The sequence below is a fragment of the Curtobacterium sp. MCPF17_003 genome (assembly GCF_003224385.1).
GTDB lineage: Bacteria > Actinomycetota > Actinomycetes > Actinomycetales > Microbacteriaceae > Curtobacterium > Curtobacterium flaccumfaciens.
This window is the reverse complement of record NZ_QKLC01000003.1, coordinates 171858-189581: the sequence shown is the minus strand read 5'-3', so window position 1 is coordinate 189581 and position 17724 is coordinate 171858. Positions and strand designations below refer to the sequence as shown.

Here is a 17724-nt window from a genome sequence, read left to right as displayed (position 1 = left end):
GGTCTCGCACCACCGTTGCGACACTCCACGCGTCGATCGACGCGTGTTCTGTCGCAGATCCGGTCCGCCGCCTGCCGGAGGCCTACAGCCGCGCGGGCTTGGGGAACGTCGCCCGCATGTGGTCGGACGTCAGCACGTCGCCGATGCCGACCATGAGCACCGAGAACAGGATCTGCTCGATGACCATCCAGAACGGGTAGAGCCCCGGGATCGCCGCGACGATCAGGGTCACGATCGGGAAGATCCGGCTGAACAACCGCAGCCTCTGGTACGCCCAGTAGTACCCGAGCTGCGCCCGCCAGGCGAACACGTAGAGCGTCAGGGTGATGAGCAGCACCACGGTGGACCGGAACCACACCGCCCACGACAGGGTGTCCCCCGCGCGGGTCAGCAGCACGGCGACCACGATGGCGGTGAGCCCGACGACGGTCTCCGCGACGAGCAGCCACCGGATCCAGCGGAACGAGCGGACGGTGTCCGGGTGTTCGAGCATGTCCTCGCGTATCACGTACCCCGACTGTCGACCTCCGGCCAACCGATCGAGGCGCAGACGGCACCACACGCTGTCGGCGAGCACGCCGAGTCCGTCGTTCTGCTGCGTCACCACTCCATCGTGCCCCATCCCGAGGCCCCCGGCGGACGCAGCCCGGGGCACCGACGGCTCAGTCGGACGGGACGAGTGCCGCGCCGCCCAGCACGGTGCCTGTCCCGGCGTCGAGCAGGACCAGGGACCGGACCTCGTCGGGCAGTGACCACGGGTCGCTCAGCACGACGGTCAGCCCCTGTTCGACCCCGGCGGCCTGGAACAGGTCGTAGGACTCCCCGGCGGGTGTCCACACCGGCTTCGAACCACCGCGTACCGTCCCCGCGGACAGCACGACGTCGACCGGGCCGTCCCCGCCGGTCTCCAGGTGGTCGATCTCCACCGCGAGGGTCTCGTCACTCCTGTTCGCGGCGATCCGGACGTGCCCGGAGGCCGCAGCCCCGATGCCGACGATGTCACCGGACACCGGCGGGACGCGGCGCCACCACGGGTCGATGGGCGAGCCGTCGACCGGACGGACGGGTTCGGGCTCGATGGGTTCCTCGAGGCTGTTGGACGGCTGCAGTCGGACGTCGGGCGACCGCGCCGGCTCGGGGGCCACGGCGTCGGCACGCGTGACCGTGTCGGCGTCGTCGGACGTGTGCGAGACCGCCCACAGGGAGACGGAGCCCACGACGACCACACCGACGAGGACGCCCACCAGGGCGAGCCGACGTCGGTCCGCTGCCCACGGCCCGGTACGCACGCACCCATGATGCCGCACGGGCGCGCCGGACCGGCTCCGGGCCTCCAGGCCGGACGCGCACGCAGAACGCGCCCCGACGGATCGAGGCGCGTTCTGCGTGACGGGTGGGAGGGCTCAGCGCTTCCGGCGCTCGCGCACCCGCATGTTGACGTTGATCGGCGTGCCGGAGAAGCCCCAGACCTCGCGGAGCCGACGCGTGATGAAGCGTCGGTACTGCGGGTCGAGGAACGCCGACGTGAAGAGCACGAAGGTCGGCGGCTGGCTCGACGCCTGGGTCCCGAACAGGATGCGGGGCTGCTTGCCGCCGCGCACGGGGTGGGGGTGCTCCTGCACGAGCTCGGCGATGAAGGCGTTGACCTTGCCGGTCGGGATGCGGGTGTCCCACGACTCGAGGGCGGTCTCGAGCGCCGGCACGAGCTTCTCGAGGTGGCGGCCCGTGCGGGCGGAGATGTTCACGCGCGGGGCCCAGGCGACGTGCGCCAGGTCCTGCTCGATCTCGCGCTCCAGGTAACGGCGTCGCTCGTCGTCGAGCAGGTCCCACTTGTTGTAGGCCAGCACGAGGGCACGGCCGGACTCGAGGACGAGGTCGATGATGCGGAGGTCCTGCACGGACACCGGCTCGGTGACGTCGAGGACGACGACGGCGACCTCGGCCTTCTCGAGCGCGGCGGTGGTGCGGAGCGAGGCGTAGAAGTCCGCGCCCTGCTGCAGGTGCACGCGTTTGCGGATGCCGGCGGTGTCGACGAAGCGCCACACCTTGCCGCCGAGCTCGATCTGCTCGTCCACCGGGTCGCGGGTGGTGCCGGCGAGGTCGTTCACGACGACCCGCTCTTCACCGGCGGCCTTGTTGAGCAGCGAGCTCTTGCCGACGTTCGGGCGCCCGAGGATGGCCACGCGGCGGGGGCCGCCGACCTCCTGCTTGGCGACGGCCGACGTGTCGGGCAGCGTCTTGATGATCAGGTCGAGCAGGTCCGCGACGCCGCGGCCGTGCAGCGCGGAGACCGGGTGCGGCTCACCGAGACCGAGGTTCCAGAGCTCGGAGGCGTCGAGGTCGCGGCGCTCGTCGTCGGACTTGTTCGCGACGACGATGACGGGGCGGTCGGTGCCGCGGAGCATCTTCACGACGTGCTCGTCGGTGGCGGTGATGCCGACCGTGACGTCCACGACGAAGAGCACGGCGTCGGCCAGGTCGATCGCGACCTCGGCCTGCGCGGCGACGGAGGCGTTGATGCCCTCGGCGCCGGGCTCCCAACCGCCGGTGTCGACGAGGGTGAAGCGCTTGTCGTTCCACTCCGCCTTGTAGCTGACGCGGTCGCGCGTGACGCCGGGGACGTCCTGCACCACGGCTTCACGGCGACCGAGGATGCGGTTGACGAGCGCCGACTTGCCGACGTTCGGGCGACCGACGATCGCGAGCACCGGGTAGGCCGGCAGGTAGTACAGGCCGTCTTCGCCGACTTGGCCCGCTTCGAGCAGGGCGAGGTCTTCGTCCTCGAGGTCGTACTCCTCGAGGCCGGCGCGGAGCGCGGTGGCGCGCTGCTCGGCCTCTGCCTCGTCGAGTCCGGCGAGCCGCTCGCCGAGGGCGTCGTCGTACTCGGGGAAGTCGTCGTTGTCCGGGTTGTCCAGCTGAGCCATCTTGTGTTCCTCGCGAGCGGCCGGGGCCGCGGTGTCGGTGGCCGTTGCCGGCCGGGGCCGGGGGTCCGGCCGTGGTGGACCGTCCCGCCGAGGCGGTCCGGTCTGCGTCAGTGCGTGATCGGCCCGCCGAGGCGGTCCGGTCTGCGTCAGTGCGTGGCCGCGCGGGCCAGGTCGACGACCGCCTGCACGGTCTGGTCGAAGTCGAGGTCGGTGGAGTCGAGCGTCGTGACGCCGTCGGCGGCGTTCATGAAGTCGACGACCTTCGCGTCCGCCGCGTCGCGACGAGCGAGTGCTGCGGAGGTCTCGGCGGCCGACTGGGTCGTGACCTCTGCCGAGCGTCGCGCCATTCTAACGGACTCGTCGGCCGTCAGCAGGATCCGGACCTCGGCGTCCGGCGCGACGACCGTGGTGATGTCCCGGCCCTCGGTGATGATGCCCGGGGCGTCGGTCTTCCGCATCACGTTCCGGAACAGCTGGACCAGGCGCTTCCGGACGTCCGGGAGCTTCGCGATGTGGGCGACCGCGCCGGTGACGTCGGGGGTGCGGATGGCGTCGGTGACGTCGGTCTCCCCCACCTTGACGTAGTAGTCGTCGGGGTCGGTGCCGATGGCGTAGTCGAAGGTGTCCCAGCTCGCCAGGATCGCCGCGGCGTCGTCGAGGTCGACCCGCTGCTGCAGGGCGTGCCACGCGAGTGCACGGTAGGCGGCGCCGGTGTCCTGGTAGCCGTAGCCCAGGGCGCGGGCTGCCGCACGGGAGACGCTCGACTTGCCGCTGCCTGCGGGGCCGTCGACCGCGATGACGATCTTCGCCACGTAGGCGCCGTCGGCCAGGCCGGACGGAATCGGGGCGCTGGTCGAGCCGGGCTCGCCGCCGGGCTGGCCCATGCCGCCAGCCGGACCGCCGAGGGGGCCGCCCTCAGCACCGCCGCGTGCCCCGTCACCGGGCGTCGGCGTCGGCGTCGGCAAGCCGGAGTCGGGCCCGTCGGTCCCGCCAGCCGGAGCGCGCCCGCCGGCCACACCCGAGTCGTTCGTCGCTGCGTTCGTGTCGTCGTTCAGGCCCATGCTGCTGCGATCCTCCATCCGCGCCCCTCGAGTTCCTCGACGAGTCGCTGTTCCTGCTCGGGCAGCACCGACACCTCGACGATGCCGATCTGTGCGCCCGGTGAGTGCTCGAGGCGCATGTCCTCGAGGTTGATGCCGATCTCCCCGATGAACGTCAGGAGTGCGGCGATCTGCCCGGGGGTGTCGTCGACGAGGACGACCACCTGGGCGAAGCGCTTGGTGGTGCCGTGCTTGCCCGGCAGCCGTTCGACCCCACGGTTGCCGTCGGCGATGGTCTCGGCGATGGTGCGCGGCGAACCGGCACCGTCCGGGTCGCCGAGGGCGTCGATCACGCGGGACAGGTCGTCGCGCAGGTCGGTGAGCACCGGCCGGATGTGCCCGGCGTTCGCCCCGATGATCTGCACCCACAGCCCGGGGTCGCTCGCGGCGATCCGGGTGACGTCGCGCACGCCGCCGCCGGCCAGGCCGAGCGACCCGTCCGGGGCGTCCCGCAGGCGCGAGGCCATCAGCGTCGACACGAGTTGCGGTGCGTGCGAGACGTACGCCACGGCGAGGTCGTGCGACTCCGGGTCCATCGGCACGACGGTGGCACCGAGGTCGAGCGCGAGGTCCTCGACCGCCGCGGCACGCTGGTACGTGATGCCGTCGTGCCCGGCGATCACCCACGGGCGCCCGAAGAACAGGTCGGCGCGGGCGGCGGTCGGCCCGCTGCGCTCACGCCCCGCCATCGGGTGCGAACCGATGTACCGGGAGACGTCGGCGCCGGCAGCCACCAGGGCAGCGAGCGGCCCGGACTTCACGCTGGCGACGTCGGTCACCACGGCGTCCGGGTAGGCGGCGAGTTCTCGCTCCACCACGGTCGCGACGACGTCAGGCGGCACCGCGACGACGACGAGCTCCGGCTGGTCGCCGGCAGCCGATCGACGCCCGGCGCCGTAGTCCACGGCGAGCGCCAGTGCGGCGGGTGAGACGTCGTCGAGGACGACGTCCACGCCCTTCTCACGCAGGGCCAAACCGATCGAGGCACCGAGCAACCCGGCACCGACGACCCGGACCGGGCCACGCAGACGGCGGTCGATGTCGGTCGGGTTCACGTCGGTCACCGGGCAAGCCTACCGATCGGGTCTCGGGCATCGGTCGATGCCCGAGACCCGGCTCGGTCAATCGGCCGACTCGTCCTCGTACTCGTCGTCGTCCTGGTCCAGCGCGACGTCGCGGTCGTCACGAGCGGACGGCTTCGCGTCACGGACGGTGCTGAGCAGCTTGCCGACCTCGACCGTGCCGAGCTCGCGCATCTTGCCCGGCGGCAGGCTGCCCAGGTGCAGCGGTCCGAACGACCGGCGGACGAGTTCGAGGACCGGGTGGTCGACGGCCTCGAGCATGCGGCGGACGATGCGGTTGCGGCCGGAGTGCAGCGTGATCTCGACGAGCGATTCACCCCGCGAGGACTCGAGCAACCGCACCTTGTCGGCCTTGATCGGACCGTCCTCGAGCTCGACGCCCTCGGTCAGGCGCTGCACCACGGCAGGGTTCACGTTGCCGTGGACCTTCGCGATGTACGTCTTCTGCACGCCGAACGACGGGTGCGCCAGCACGTGTGCCAGGTCGCCGTCGTTCGTCAGGACGAGCAGCCCGGAGGTCTCGGTGTCGAGACGGCCGACGTTGAACAGGCGCTCCTCGTAGCGGTCCACGAACTCGGTCAGGTCGCGTCGACCGCGCTCGTCCTGCAGGCTCGAGACGACACCGGTCGGCTTGTTCAGGACGATGTACCGCCGCGACGAGTCGATCTGCACCGGCACGCCGTCGACGCTGATCGCGTCCTTCTCGGGGTCGACGCGACGCCCGAGGGCGTCCACGACCTCGCCGTTGACCGTCACGCGGCCCTCGACGATCAGGTTCTCCGCGACGCGGCGGGATGCCACGCCGGCAGCGGCGATCACCTTCTGCAGGCGCTCACCCTCTGCCTGGAGGCCCGGCTCGGCCCCGGCAGGCGCCGTTCCGTCCGCCGCGTCCCAGTCCTCGATGATCGGCCGTTCGGGCGTGCCCTCGGCCGGGTTGCCCCGGTCGTCGCGCTGCCCGCTCGGCTTCGGCGTGGTGCGGTCGCTGTTGCGGACGCTCGTGGTGCCGCCGACGTAGCGGCGTCCGTTGTGCCAGACGCGGCTCTGCTGGCCGTCGGGGGTGCGGCGGTCGTCGCGGGGAGCGGAACTGCCACGGTCGTCGCGACCCCGGTACCCACCACGATCATCACGCGGAGCCGAAGCCCCACGGTCGTCACGACCCCGGTACCCACCACGATCATCACGCGGAGCCGAAGCCCCACGGTCGTCACGACCCCGGTACCCACCACGATCATCACGCGGAGCCGAAGCCCCACGGTCGTCACGACCCCGGTACCCACCACGATCATCACGCGGAGCCGAAGCCCCACGGTCGTCACGACCCCGGTACCCACCACGATCATCACGCGGAGCCGAAGCCCCACGGTCGTCACGACCCCGGTACCCACCACGATCATCACGCGGAGCCGAGTTGCCGCGGTAGCCGCCACGGTCGCCGCCACGGTCATCACGCGGAGCCGAAGCCCCGCGGTAGCCGCCACCGGAGCGGTCGTCACGACCCCGGTACCCACCACGGTCATCACGCGGAGCCGAAGCCCCACGGTCGTCACGACCCCGGTAGTCACGGGGAGCCGAGTTGCTGCGGTAGCCACCGCGGTCATCACGCGGAGCCGAAGCACCACGGTCGTCACGACCCCGGTACCCACCACGGTCATCACGCGGAGCCGACCCTCGGTAGCCACCCCGGTCGTCACGCGGAGCGGAAGCACCACGGTCGTCGCGACCCCGGTACCCGCCACGGTCGTCACGCGGCGCCGAAGCCCCGCGGTACCCACCGCGATCGCCACCACCGGAACGGTCGTCACGACCCCGGTAGCCACCTCGGTCGTCACGCGGAGCCGGGGCACCACGGTACCCACCGCGGTCGTCACGCGGCGCGGAGCCACCACGGTCGTCACGGCCGCGGTAGCCACCGCGGTCATCGCGCGGCGCCGAACCTCGGTAGCCACCACGCTCATCACGCGGAGCGGAGCCTCGGTAGCCACCGCGGTCTCCACCACGCTCGTCCCGCTGCGCCGAAGCCCCGCGGTACCCACCACGGTCGCCGCCACGATCGTCGCGCGACGGGTACCCGCCGCGCCGGTCGTCGTCACGCGGCGGGCGTGCGCCCCCGCGGTCGTCGCGACCGTACCCGCCGGAGCGGCCACCGGCACCAGAGCCGGCCCCGCCGCGTCCGCCGGCCGGTCGGCCGGAGCGATCCGGGCCTCCTGAGCGTCCGCTGCGGTCGTCTCGGTCTCGGGGCGCGCCGCGCCCCCGGTCGTCAAACCCTGCCATCGGGGATCCCTTCGTTCTGCTCGAAGCCGTCCGCACCGTCGTCCAGGAGGGGCGAGATGAGCGGCAGCTCGTCGAGCGAGTTGATGCCGAGCTGCTGCAGGAGCAGGTCGGACGTGACGTAGTTGATGGCGCCGGTCTCGGCGTCGGTGAACGACTCCTCGATGAGGCCGCGTGCCACCAGGGTCCGGACGACGCCGTCGACGTTGACGGCGCGGATCGCAGCGATCTGCGAGCGGGTGATCGGCTGCTTGTAGGCGACGACAGCCAGGGTCTCGAGCGCGGCCTGGGACAGCCGCGAGGGGCGCTCGGCCTCGACGAACTGCTCGACCACGGGGTCCAGGTCGGCGCGGACGTAGAAGCGCCAGCCGCCACCGACCTCGCGCAGTTCGAAACCGCGGCGGATCGTGCCGTCGACGCCGTCGAAGTCCGCGACGAGACGTTCGATCGCCTGGCGGACGGCGGGGACGGGCGAACCGACCGCAGCGCCGAGCGCGACGAGCGACTGGGGCTGGTCGGCGATCATCAGGATCGCCTCGAGCTGACGGTCGATGGGGATGGTGGGGTGGGCCGGCGACGCGGCGCGTTCGTGGATCTCGTGCTCGATCGCGCGGGCGTCGGCCATCTCGTCGGCGCCGCCGGGTTCGGCGCTGGACGTGTCGTGCACGTCATCCGTCATAGTCGGCTCCCAGGTTCGCGAGGCTCTCGTCGGACCAGTCCTCGGCGGTCCACCGCAGTGTCAGCTCCCCGAGCGGCTCGAGCTGCTCGAACGAGATCGACGCGTTCCGGTACAGCTCGAGGATCGCGAGGAAGCGAGCCACCACGATACCCGTCTGGTCGACGCCCGCGACCAGTTCGCGGAACGAGACGCCCTCACCATCGCGGGTGCGGAGGATCGAGACGACGATCGCGGCTTGTTCGCGGATGCTGATGAGCGGGGCGTGCAGATGGTCGAGGCCGACGGTCGGGATCTCCCGCGGGGCGAAGGCCAACGCGGCCAGTGCGGCGAAGTCCTGCACCGACAGCGTCCAGACGAGTTCGGGTGTGCGGGCGCGGAACCGCTCCTCGAGCCGGACGCTGCGGACGTGCCGGCGCGACTCGACGCCCCAGCGCTCCCCGAACCAGTCGGCGGCCTGCTTGAAGGCCCGGTACTGCAGCAGCCGGGCGAACAGCAGGTCACGGGCCTCGAGCAGGGCGACGTCCTCGGCGTCCACGAGCTCACCCTGGGGCAGCAGCCCGACGATCTTCAGGTCGAGCAGGGTCGCCGCGACGACCAGGAACTCGCTGGCCTCGTCGAGCTCGTCGGCGGACTCGGCCTGCCGGACGTACTGGATGAACTCCCCCGTCACGGCACCGAGCGACACCTCGGTGATGTCGAGCTCGTGCTTCGTGATGAGCGACAGCAGGAGGTCGAACGGTCCGTCGAAGTTGGCGAGCCGGACCCGGAACCCCGCGTCAGGCGACGGCGCCACGCTGGACGAGCTCTCGTGCGAGCTGCCGGTAGGCGTGGGCGGCAGGGTGGTCCGGCGCGGTCTGCGTGATCGGGCGTGCGGACACCGTGGCGTCCGGGAACTTCACGGTGCGGCCGATGACGGTGTCGAGCACGCGGTCGTCGAAGGTGTCGACGACCCGCTCCATGACCTCGCGCGAGTGCAGCGTGCGCGAGTCGTACATGGTCGCCAGGATGCCGTCGAGCTTGAGCGCCGGGTTGAGGCGGTCACGCACCTTGTCGATCGTCTCGATGAGCAGGGCGACACCGCGGAGCGCGAAGAACTCGCACTCGAGCGGGATGAGCACGCCGTGCGCCGCGGTCAGGGCGTTCACGGTGAGCAGGCCGAGCGACGGCTGGCAGTCGACCAGGATCACGTCGTAGTCGTTCGCGACCTTGCGCAGCACGCTCGCCAGGATCTGCTCGCGGGCGACCTCGTTGACCAGGTGCACCTCGGCCGCGGACAGGTCGATGTTCGCCGGGATGACGTCGAGGCCGGGGGTGTTCGTCGGCTGGATGACCTGGTTCGGGTCCTTCACGGCACCCATCAGCAGGTCGTAGACGGTGTGGATGTCGTGCGTCCGGACCCCGAGACCCGCGGACAGCGCGCCCTGCGGGTCGAAGTCGACGGCCAGGACCTTGCGGCCGTACTCCGCGAGCGCGGCGCCCAGGTTGATGGCCGTCGTGGTCTTGCCGACGCCGCCCTTCTGGTTGCAGAGCGCGATGATGCGGGCGGGTCCGGTGCTGTCGAGCTCCTCGGGTACGGGGAAGTCCCGGACGGGACGCCCCGTCGGACCGTGGGTGGTCGCGCCGGTGGGGTTGGTCGTCGGGTTCGGGCTCACCCCGTCATCGTACCGGCGACCTCGGGCTGGGCCGGGCCGCACCGCCGCGGGACCCCTGCGCTGCTGGCTGGCAGCCTGGCCGCGGCCGCTGCTGGCCGGCAGCCTGGCCGCGGCCGCTGCTCGCTGGCAGCCTGGCCGCGGCCGCTGCTGCTCGTCAGGCAGCGCGCAGGGCGACGCGCATGCTGTCGACCCGCTCCGCGATCACGGGGTCGGTCGACCACCGCTGCTGCAGCCGACCGACGAGCTCGCCGACCCGCTCGCGGTCGAGCCCCGGGTGCAGCGCCAGGCCCACCGTCAGCTCCGGCCCGGCGAACCGTCCGAAAGGGTCGCCCGGCGCGAGTTCGACACGGGCGACGTCGGGCTCCCCCTCGACCGAGGCGGCGAAGGCCCGGGCCACCTCGGGGTCCTCGAAGCACGGGGTCCACGGCAGGTCCTGCCCGAGCGCCCACACGGCCGGACGACGCAGCACGAACTCGGTCGGCGACTTCGGGTCGAGCACGACGAGCTGGGTGTCCTCGCTCGCCGCGGCCATCGCCACACGGCGGGATTCCACCGGCACCGGGCGCGCCTCCGGATCCCACGCGTGCACGGCGTCCACCGAGGTGAACGCCGGCATCGCGCTGCGACCGTCCGGACCGGCGACCGTCACGATCGAGAGTTCCTGGGTCTTGTCGACGAGTTTGCCCTCATCGGTCTCCCCCACGTCGCCGGCCTCGGCGATGAGCGGGATGAGCAGGCGCGCGGAGCGGAGTGCCTCGACGATCGCGGCCTGGGAGGCTCCGTCGGCGAGCGCACCGATGGCCGCGACCACCGCGGGGTCGGCGAGCCCGTCGTCATCGGCGAACGCGGTGTCGTGGTGGTCGAACGTGCGACCTTCCCACGAGAAGCCCGCCGAGTCCGCCGCCCCACCCGGGGTGTGCGCGTCGTCGGCGTCGGGCCCGGTGCCGCGGCCGTTCGAGATGCCCCCCACGGCGTTACTCGGAGGCGACGTCGAGTGCGGCCGGCAGCGTGAACGCCCCGGAGTACAGCGCCTTGCCGATGATCGCGCCCTCGAGCCCGTACGGCACGAGTTCGCGGAGCGCACGGAGGTCGTCGAGCGTCGAGATCCCGCCCGAAGCCACCACGGGCTGGTCGGTCCGGTCGCACACCTGGCGGAGCAGTTCGACGTTCGGCCCCTGCAGCGTGCCGTCCTTGGTGACGTCGGTCACCACGTAGCGGGCACAACCGGCGGCTTCCAGCCGGTCGAGCACCTCCCACAGGTCACCGGCGTCCTCGGTCCAGCCGCGGCTCGAGAGCGTGGTGCCGCGGACGTCCAGCCCGACGGCGATCTGCTCGCCGTACTCACCGATCACACGGGCGGCCCAGTCGGGGTTCTCGAGCGCCGCGGTCCCGAGGTTCACGCGTGCCGCACCGGTCGCCAGTGCCGCTTCGAGCGAGGCGTCGTCACGGATGCCGCCGGACAGCTCGACGGAGACGCCCTCGACCTCGCGGACGGCGTGCGCGATCACCCGGCGGTTGTCGCCACGCCCGAAGGCCGCGTCGAGGTCGACGAGGTGGATCCACTCGGCGCCCTGGTCACGCCAGGTCCGGGCAGCGGCGACGGGGTCGCCGTAGCCGGTCTCGCTCCCCGCCTCGCCCTGGGTGAGTCGCACGGCCTGTCCGTCGACGACGTCGACAGCCGGAAGCAAGACGAGGGGCGGGGTGTCGGTGAGGTCGGTCATGGTCCTGTCGGTTTCGTTGCGGTGGAGAAGGGGCTGCGGACGGCCGGGAGGCCCGGTGCGCGTCCGGCACGGCCGTCGCGCCCGGCGCCGGCCGGGTTCAGAGCGAACGCACCCAGTTGGAGAGCAGGCGGATGCCCGGCTCGCCGGACTTCTCGGGGTGGAACTGCGTGGCGGCGAGCGGCCCGTTCTCGACCGCGGCGATGAACTTCTGGCCGTGCTCGGCCCAGGTCAGACGGGGCGCGCGGAACGGCCCGTACGCCTCGAGCGGGAAGTCGGTCACGCCGTAGGAGTGCACGAAGTAGAAGCGCTCGTCGTGCAGCCCGTCGAACAGCACGGAGTCCTCGGGGGCCTGCACGGTGTTCCAGCCCATGTGCGGCAGCACCTCGGCCTGGATCTCCTGCACCGTGCCGGGCCACTGGCCGAGCCCTTCGACGTCGGCACCACGCTCGATGCCCCGCGAGAACAGGACCTGCATGCCGACGCAGATGCCGAGCACGGGTCGCCCGCCGGCCAGACGGTGGTCGACGATCTCCCCGCCCTGCACGCCCTCGAGCTGGTCGATCACGGCGGCGAACGCCCCGACGCCGGGGACGAGCAGGCCGTCGGCCTTGAGCGCCGCCTGCTTGTCCGAGGTCAGCGTGACATCAGCCCCGGCGCGCTCGAGCGCCTTGGCGGCGGAGTGGACGTTGCCCGACCCGTAGTCGAGGACGACGACGTTCGGCTTGGCGGCGGTCACAGTGCGCCCTTCGTGGAGGGGATGCCGTCGACGCGCGGGTCCAGTTCGACCGCCTTGCGCACGGCTCGGGCGAACGCCTTGAACTCGGCTTCGGCGATGTGGTGGGGGTCGCGGCCCTCGAGCACGCGGACGTGGACGGTGATGCCGGCGTTGAACGTGATCGCCTCGAACACGTGGCGGACCATCGAGCCGGTGAAGTGACCACCGATGCGGTGGAACTCGAAGCCCGCGGGCTCGCCGGAGTGCACGAGGAACGGACGCCCGGAGACGTCGACGACGGCCTGGGCGAGCGCTTCGTCCAGCGGGACCAGGGCGTCGCCGTACCGGCCGATGCCGGAGCGGTCGCCGAGGGCCTGCTTGATCGCCTGTCCGAGCACGATGCCGGTGTCCTCGACCGTGTGGTGCACGTCGATCTCGGTGTCACCCGTCGAGCGCACCCGCAGGTCGATCAGGGAGTGCTTGCTGAACGCGGTCAGCATGTGGTCGAAGAACGGGACGGAGGTCGAGATCGACGAGGTCCCGGTGCCGTCCAGGTCGAGCTCGAGTTCGACACTCGATTCGCTCGTCGAACGGCTGATCGAGGCGGTGCGGGCGGTCATGCCTCAACCCTAACCGGCGGCTGCTCGGCGGCGACCTGCCGCATGGCGTCGAGGAACGCGGTCGTCTCGGCTTCGGTCCCCGCACTCACCCGCAGGTGGTTCGGGATGCCGAGGTCGCGCACGATGACGTCGTGCTCGAGCAGTGCCTCGAACGCGGCGTGCGGGTCGGCGACACCACCGAACAGCACGAAGTTCGACCAGGTCTCGTAGGTGCGGTACCCCATGGCCCGGAGCGCGGTGACCATGCGGTCGCGCTGCCCCTTGATGTCGTCGACCATCGCCAGCATCTCGGGGGCGTGCCGGAGTGCCGCGATCGCCGCCGCCTGGGTCAGCGCGGACAGGTGGTACGGCAGCCGGACCAGCCGGACGGCGTCGACGACGGCGGGGTGCGCGGCCATGTACCCGACCCGGGCACCGGCGAACGCGAACGCCTTGCTCATCGTGCGGGAGACCACGAGGCGCTCACGACCGGGCAGCAGCGTGAGGGCGCTCGGAGCGTCGGACGGCATGAACTCGGCGTACGCCTCGTCCACCATCACGATGCCGTCGGTCGCGTCGTAGGCGGCCGCGATCGTCTCGATCTCGAGCGGGGTGCCAGTCGGGTTGTTCGGCCCGCACAGGAACACGATGTCCGGCTGGTGCTCACGGATCGCCGCCACGACGGTCTCGGGTGAGATGCGGAACTCGTCGTCCCGCTGGGCCGGGATCCACCTGGTGCCGGTGCCCGACGCGAGGATCGAGTGCATCGAGTAGGTGGGCGGGAACCCGAGCACCGAGCGACCCGGCCCGCCGAACGCCTGGAGGAGCTGCTGCAACACCTCGTTCGACCCGTTCGCCGCCCAGAGCTGCTCGGCGGTCAGGTCGTGCCCGAGGTAGTCGGCGAGGGACTGTCGGAGCTCGGTGAACTCGCGGTCCGGGTACCGGTTCACCGTGAGCAGCGCTTGCCGGATCGACTCGACGATGTCGGCAGCCACGTCGTCCGGAACGGGATGCGTGTTCTCGTTGACGTTGAGCTGCACGCGGACGTGCTTCTGCGGGGCGCCGTAAGGGCTCTGCCCGCGCAGGTCGTCTCGGATCGGGAGGTCTTCGAGCGTGAATGCCACCGATCCATCGTAGGCCGCTGTCACCGTGCGACGACCAGCCGTCTGGACGGCGCTGCCCGAGTGGCTACTCGCCGTCGGTGTACTTCGTGGGGATGGCGATCTCTTCGCCGGCCTGCAACGCGGAGCCGTCGAGCGCGTTGAGGCTCACGACGTCCTGCACGAAGTCGCGCGGGTCCGAGTCGGGGGCCGTCTGCTCGGCCAGCTGCCAGAGGGTCTCGCCCGGCTGGATCGTCACGGTCTCGAACTGGGTGCGGGCGCCGCCGGCGGTGGCGTCACCGGCGGAGGCCTGTCCACCGTTCAGCACACCGAGGGCGACGACGATGAGGAGCGGGAGCGCGGCGAGCGTCGTGAAGACGATGCGGCCGCGACGCGTCAGACGCAGGCGGGTACGCACGGCGGGCGCCGCGGTGCGCTGGATGTCAGCGATGGCGATGGTGCTCATGTCGTTCTTGCCTTCCCGTTCGGTGGAACCGAAGTCGTGTACCGAACATAGTTTCGAATCAGATGACGCACAAGTCCTGGGAGGGGATTTCTGCGGGGCTTTCTTGCGACACGCTCGAACAGGTGTTTGTCCGGCCCTGGCTGGTCGGATACTGTTTCGATCGACTGGGACAAGCCTGACGGGGACCACCGACATTCCCGCCGTGGCCGGACCGGCACCGACGAAAGCGAGACGACGTGGTGGACGAACTGCGGGGCCAGAAGCCGCTGACGCCGAAGCAGCAGGCGATCTTCGACGCGATCCGTGCGTCGATCGCCTCACGGGGCTACCCGCCGAGCATGCGCGAGATCGGCGACGCCGCCGGGCTCTCCTCGCTCTCCAGCGTCTCCCACCAGCTCGGCCAGCTCGAGCTCGGGGGCTGGATCCGCCGCGACCCGAACCGGCCGCGTGCGCTCGAGGTCCTGGTCGACGAGCCGTCGTCCGACGTCGGCGGCCCGGACATCGACGCCACCACGCTCGTGCCGCTCGTCGGCCGGATCGCCGCAGGTGTCCCGATCACCGCCGAGCAGCACGTCGACGAGATCATCCCGCTCCCCCGACAGCTCGTCGGCACCGGCGAGCTCTTCATGCTCAAGGTCGTGGGTGAGTCGATGATCGACGCCGCGATCTGCGACGGCGACTGGGTCGTCGTCCGGTCGCAGCAGACCGCCGAGAACGGTGACATCGTCGCGGCCATGCTCGACGAAGAGGCGACGGTCAAGGTCTTCCGCCAGCGCGACGGTCACACGTGGCTGCTGCCGCGCAACTCCGCCTTCGAGCCGATCCTCGGCGACGCGGCCTCGGTCCTCGGCAAGGTCGTCGCGGTCCTCCGCTCTCTCTGACCGCCTCCCGCGCTGTACCGGCGCGAGACGCCGTCGTCACCGTACGACGCCCCCTGCACGACGAAACGCCGCCGGATACGGCGGCGTTTCGTGTGTTCCGGGGCGTCTCGGTGACGCGACGGCGTCCGGCGGACCCGTGATGGGCCTCCAGGCCGCGCGGCAGCGCTCGCCAGCGCCAGCGCCCACCGGGGCCGGCCGTCAGACGGTCGGGACCGGCGTGACCACGTAGGGCTCGAGCTCGGCGACCTGCCGCTGGAAGACGCGCACCCGCAGGCGCGTGCCGTCCTCGACGTAGTCGACCGACTCGACCGAGCCGGTGTCGTGCAGCGACGACACCAGGTCGCCGCGGTCGTACGGCACCACGATCGTCAGGTCGACGTCGGGCTCGGGCAGGCGGTCCTCGATGACGCTGAGGAGCTCCGGGATGCCCTCGCCGGTGCGCGCCGACACGAACACCGCATCCGGGACGAGTCCGATGAGCACGAGGCGCTGCGCGTCGTCGATCAGGTCGGCCTTGTTGAAGACGACGATCTCCGGGATGTCGCCGGCACCGACGTCGCCGATGACCTCGCGCACGGTGGACAGCTGCGCCCCGGGGTCGGGGTGCGAGCCGTCGACCACGTGCACGATGACGTCAGCGTCGCCGACCTCTTCGAGGGTGGAGCGGAAGGCCTCCACCAGCTGGTGCGGCAGGTTGCGCACGAAGCCGACGGTGTCGGCGAACGTGTACTCACGGCCCTTGGTGCTCTCGGTCCGGCGGACCGTGGCGTCCAGCGTCGCGAACAGCTGGTTCTGCACCAGCACGCCCGCGCTCGTGAGCCGGTTGAGCAGCGACGACTTGCCGGCGTTGGTGTAGCCCGCGATCGCGACGCTGGGCACCTCGTTGCGGTTGCGCTCGGCACGCTTGGCCTCGCGCGCGGGGCGGAACCCGGCGATCTGGCGGCGGAGCTTGGCCATCCGGGTGTGGATGCGACGCCGGTCGAGTTCGATCTTGGTCTCACCGGGGCCACGCGAACCCATGCCCGCGCCGCCGGAGACCTGACCACCGGCCTGCCGGGACATCGAGTCACCCCAACCACGCAGTCGCGGCAGCAGGTACTCGAGCTGGGCGAGTTCGACCTGCGCCTTGCCCTCGCGGCTCTTGGCGTGCTGGCTGAAGATGTCGAGGATCACGGCCGTGCGGTCGATCACCTTGACCTTCACGACGTCCTCGAGCGCACGGCGCTGCGAGGGAGCGAGCTCGGTGTCCGCGATCACGGTGTCGGCGCCGGTGGCCTTCACGATCATCGCGAGCTCTTCGGCCTTGCCCTTGCCGAGGTAGGTCGAGGCGTCCGGGTGGGGCCGGCGCTGCAGGAGCCCGTCGAGCACGACCGCGCCGGCCGTCTCGGCAAGGGCGGACAGCTCGCGCAGGGAGTTCTCGGCGTCCTGCGCGTCGCCCTGGGGGTACACGCCGATGAGGACGACCTGCTCGAGCCGCAGCTGGCGGTACTCGACCTCGGTGACGTCCTCGAGTTCGGTGGAGAGGCCGGCGACACGGCGCAGCGCCGCTCGGTCCTCACGGTCGTACTGGTCGCCGTCGCCGGTCCAGCTGCGGTCGTCGACCGACTGCGTCTGGATGGCCTGGGCGGGTGCGAAGATGGACGATGCTGCGCGGTGGTCTGCGTTGCGCAGCACCCTCTCGACGACACCGTCTGCGCTGTCGTCGTTGGTCTGGTTGTTCTGCTGATGGGTATCCGTCATCCTGTGCACAGGCTACCTCCGGAGGCCCTCCGACACACTCGGTTGCCGGTACGGTTCATCCATGGCGAACGACCACTACTTCTCGGCCACCCCCGAGAGCGAACTCCGGCCGCGCCAGGTGCACGTCACGCTCGCCGGTCAGCCCCTCACCCTGTCGACCGCTGCGGGGGTCTTCAGCCCCGACGGCGTCGACCGCGGCACGAAGGTCCTGCTCGGTTCGGTGCCGGCACCCGCCGCCGACGGAGCGCTGCTCGACATCGGCTGCGGCTGGGGCCCGATCGCGATCACCATGGCACTGCAGTCCCCCGACGCACACGTGTGGGGCGTCGACGTCAACGAGCGGGTGCTCGGCCTCGCGCGCGCCAACGCGGCTGCTGCGGGGGCGTCGAACGTCACGATCGCGCTGCCCGACGACGTGCCGGCCGACCTGCGCTTCCGCACGATCTGGTCGAACCCGCCGATCCGTGTCGGCAAGGACGAACTGCACCAGATCCTGCTGACGTGGCTGCCCCGGCTCGAGGTCGGGGGCGACGCCTGGCTCGTCGTGTCGAAGGACCTCGGGGGCGACTCGCTGCAGAAGTGGCTCGTCGGGGCACTCGGCGAGGGGTTCTCGGTCACCCGGGAGTCGACGGCCAAGGGCTTCCGCGTCATCCGGGTGCACCGCAGCGCGGAGGCACGCAGTTCGTGAGCAGGAATGGTCGGGTCGCCCCTGGGCACCCGACCATTCCTGCTCACGAAGCGCCCGCGCGCCGCGCGACCGCCGCGCCGCGCGACCGCCGCGCCGCGCGCCGCGTCCG

Annotated in this window: 19 protein-coding genes; 2 read left to right on the top strand and 17 right to left on the bottom strand. The window is 71.4% G+C overall.

Going from position 1 to position 17724, the window contains the following annotated elements; genetic code table 11:
• Positions 1 to 82: 82 nt before the first annotated feature.
• The 16 genes from DEJ30_RS04885 to DEJ30_RS04815 all read right to left on the bottom strand — a co-directional run bounded on the left by DEJ30_RS04885 (position 83) and on the right by DEJ30_RS04815 (position 14306).
• Positions 83 to 604: a hypothetical protein gene (locus DEJ30_RS04885; RefSeq protein WP_110859377.1), complete on the bottom strand. Its 522-nt coding sequence runs from the start codon at positions 602 to 604 to the stop codon at positions 83 to 85.
• Between the two features lie 58 nt (positions 605 to 662).
• A complete protein-coding gene (locus DEJ30_RS04880) occupies positions 663 to 1289 on the bottom strand; it encodes a hypothetical protein (protein WP_146238495.1) in 627 nt (208 codons plus the stop codon).
• 114 nt (positions 1290 to 1403) lie between these two features.
• The gene (der, locus tag DEJ30_RS04875) at positions 1404 to 2924 is read right to left on the bottom strand and encodes a ribosome biogenesis GTPase Der (RefSeq protein ID WP_110859289.1); all 1521 of its coding nucleotides are present in this window, start codon (positions 2922 to 2924) and stop codon (positions 1404 to 1406) included.
• A gap of 146 nt (positions 2925 to 3070) precedes the next feature.
• Positions 3071 to 3808: a (d)CMP kinase gene (cmk, locus tag DEJ30_RS04870; RefSeq protein ID WP_110859376.1), complete on the bottom strand. Its 738-nt coding sequence runs from the start codon at positions 3806 to 3808 to the stop codon at positions 3071 to 3073.
• Between the two features lie 167 nt (positions 3809 to 3975).
• The gene (locus DEJ30_RS04865; RefSeq protein ID WP_110859288.1) at positions 3976 to 5088 is read right to left on the bottom strand and encodes a prephenate dehydrogenase; all 1113 of its coding nucleotides are present in this window, start codon (positions 5086 to 5088) and stop codon (positions 3976 to 3978) included.
• Positions 5089 to 5145: 57 nt separating this feature from the next.
• Positions 5146 to 5907 carry a pseudouridine synthase gene (locus tag DEJ30_RS18490; RefSeq protein ID WP_349815121.1) on the bottom strand — a complete coding sequence of 254 codons (762 nt, stop codon included), beginning with the start codon at positions 5905 to 5907 and terminating at the stop codon, positions 5146 to 5148.
• A 14-nt stretch (positions 5908 to 5921) separates the two neighbouring features.
• The gene (locus DEJ30_RS18485; protein ID WP_258369832.1) at positions 5922 to 7367 is read right to left on the bottom strand and encodes a hypothetical protein; all 1446 of its coding nucleotides are present in this window, start codon (positions 7365 to 7367) and stop codon (positions 5922 to 5924) included.
• On the bottom strand, positions 7364 to 8053 hold the full coding sequence (gene scpB, locus DEJ30_RS04855; protein ID WP_258369822.1) for an SMC-Scp complex subunit ScpB: 690 nt from the start codon (positions 8051 to 8053) through the stop codon (positions 7364 to 7366). Before scpB ends, DEJ30_RS18485 begins: the two co-directional genes overlap by 4 nt.
• A complete protein-coding gene (locus DEJ30_RS04850; protein ID WP_171907825.1) occupies positions 8043 to 8846 on the bottom strand; it encodes a ScpA family protein in 804 nt (267 codons plus the stop codon). The genes scpB and DEJ30_RS04850 overlap by 11 nt, the downstream gene beginning before the upstream one ends.
• On the bottom strand, positions 8830 to 9705 hold the full coding sequence (locus DEJ30_RS04845; RefSeq protein WP_017885900.1) for a ParA family protein: 876 nt from the start codon (positions 9703 to 9705) through the stop codon (positions 8830 to 8832). Before DEJ30_RS04845 ends, DEJ30_RS04850 begins: the two co-directional genes overlap by 17 nt.
• A 154-nt stretch (positions 9706 to 9859) precedes the next feature.
• A complete protein-coding gene (locus DEJ30_RS04840; RefSeq protein WP_258369820.1) occupies positions 9860 to 10675 on the bottom strand; it encodes an SseB family protein in 816 nt (271 codons plus the stop codon).
• 4 nt (positions 10676 to 10679) lie between these two features.
• Positions 10680 to 11426: a bifunctional 1-(5-phosphoribosyl)-5-((5-phosphoribosylamino)methylideneamino)imidazole-4-carboxamide isomerase/phosphoribosylanthranilate isomerase PriA gene (priA, locus tag DEJ30_RS04835; RefSeq protein ID WP_110859286.1), complete on the bottom strand. Its 747-nt coding sequence runs from the start codon at positions 11424 to 11426 to the stop codon at positions 10680 to 10682.
• 97 nt (positions 11427 to 11523) lie between these two features.
• A complete protein-coding gene (gene hisH / locus DEJ30_RS04830) occupies positions 11524 to 12162 on the bottom strand; it encodes an imidazole glycerol phosphate synthase subunit HisH (RefSeq protein ID WP_110859285.1) in 639 nt (212 codons plus the stop codon).
• Positions 12159 to 12761, bottom strand: a complete 603-nt coding sequence (gene hisB, locus DEJ30_RS04825) for an imidazoleglycerol-phosphate dehydratase HisB (RefSeq protein ID WP_110859284.1) — start codon at positions 12759 to 12761, stop codon at positions 12159 to 12161. Before hisB ends, hisH begins: the two co-directional genes overlap by 4 nt.
• Entirely contained in the window at positions 12758 to 13864 is a 1107-nt protein-coding gene (locus DEJ30_RS04820) for a histidinol-phosphate transaminase (protein WP_110859283.1), read from the bottom strand. Before DEJ30_RS04820 ends, hisB begins: the two co-directional genes overlap by 4 nt.
• Positions 13865 to 13928: 64 nt before the next feature.
• Entirely contained in the window at positions 13929 to 14306 is a 378-nt protein-coding gene (locus tag DEJ30_RS04815) for a LysM peptidoglycan-binding domain-containing protein (RefSeq protein ID WP_110859282.1), read from the bottom strand.
• Positions 14307 to 14542: 236 nt separating this feature from the next.
• Here DEJ30_RS04815 and lexA point away from each other — a divergent pair, with 236 nt between their 5' ends.
• A complete protein-coding gene (gene lexA / locus DEJ30_RS04810; protein ID WP_027464773.1) occupies positions 14543 to 15187 on the top strand; it encodes a transcriptional repressor LexA in 645 nt (214 codons plus the stop codon).
• A gap of 198 nt (positions 15188 to 15385) precedes the next feature.
• Here the strand turns inward: lexA and hflX are convergent, their stop codons facing one another.
• Positions 15386 to 16927, bottom strand: coding sequence for a GTPase HflX (hflX, locus tag DEJ30_RS04805; RefSeq protein ID WP_110859281.1), 1542 nt, complete (start codon positions 16925 to 16927; stop codon positions 15386 to 15388).
• A 61-nt stretch (positions 16928 to 16988) separates the two neighbouring features.
• Here hflX and DEJ30_RS04800 point away from each other — a divergent pair, with 61 nt between their 5' ends.
• Positions 16989 to 17615 carry a class I SAM-dependent methyltransferase gene (locus tag DEJ30_RS04800; RefSeq protein WP_110859280.1) on the top strand — a complete coding sequence of 209 codons (627 nt, stop codon included), beginning with the start codon at positions 16989 to 16991 and terminating at the stop codon, positions 17613 to 17615.
• Positions 17616 to 17724 lie beyond the last annotated feature (109 nt).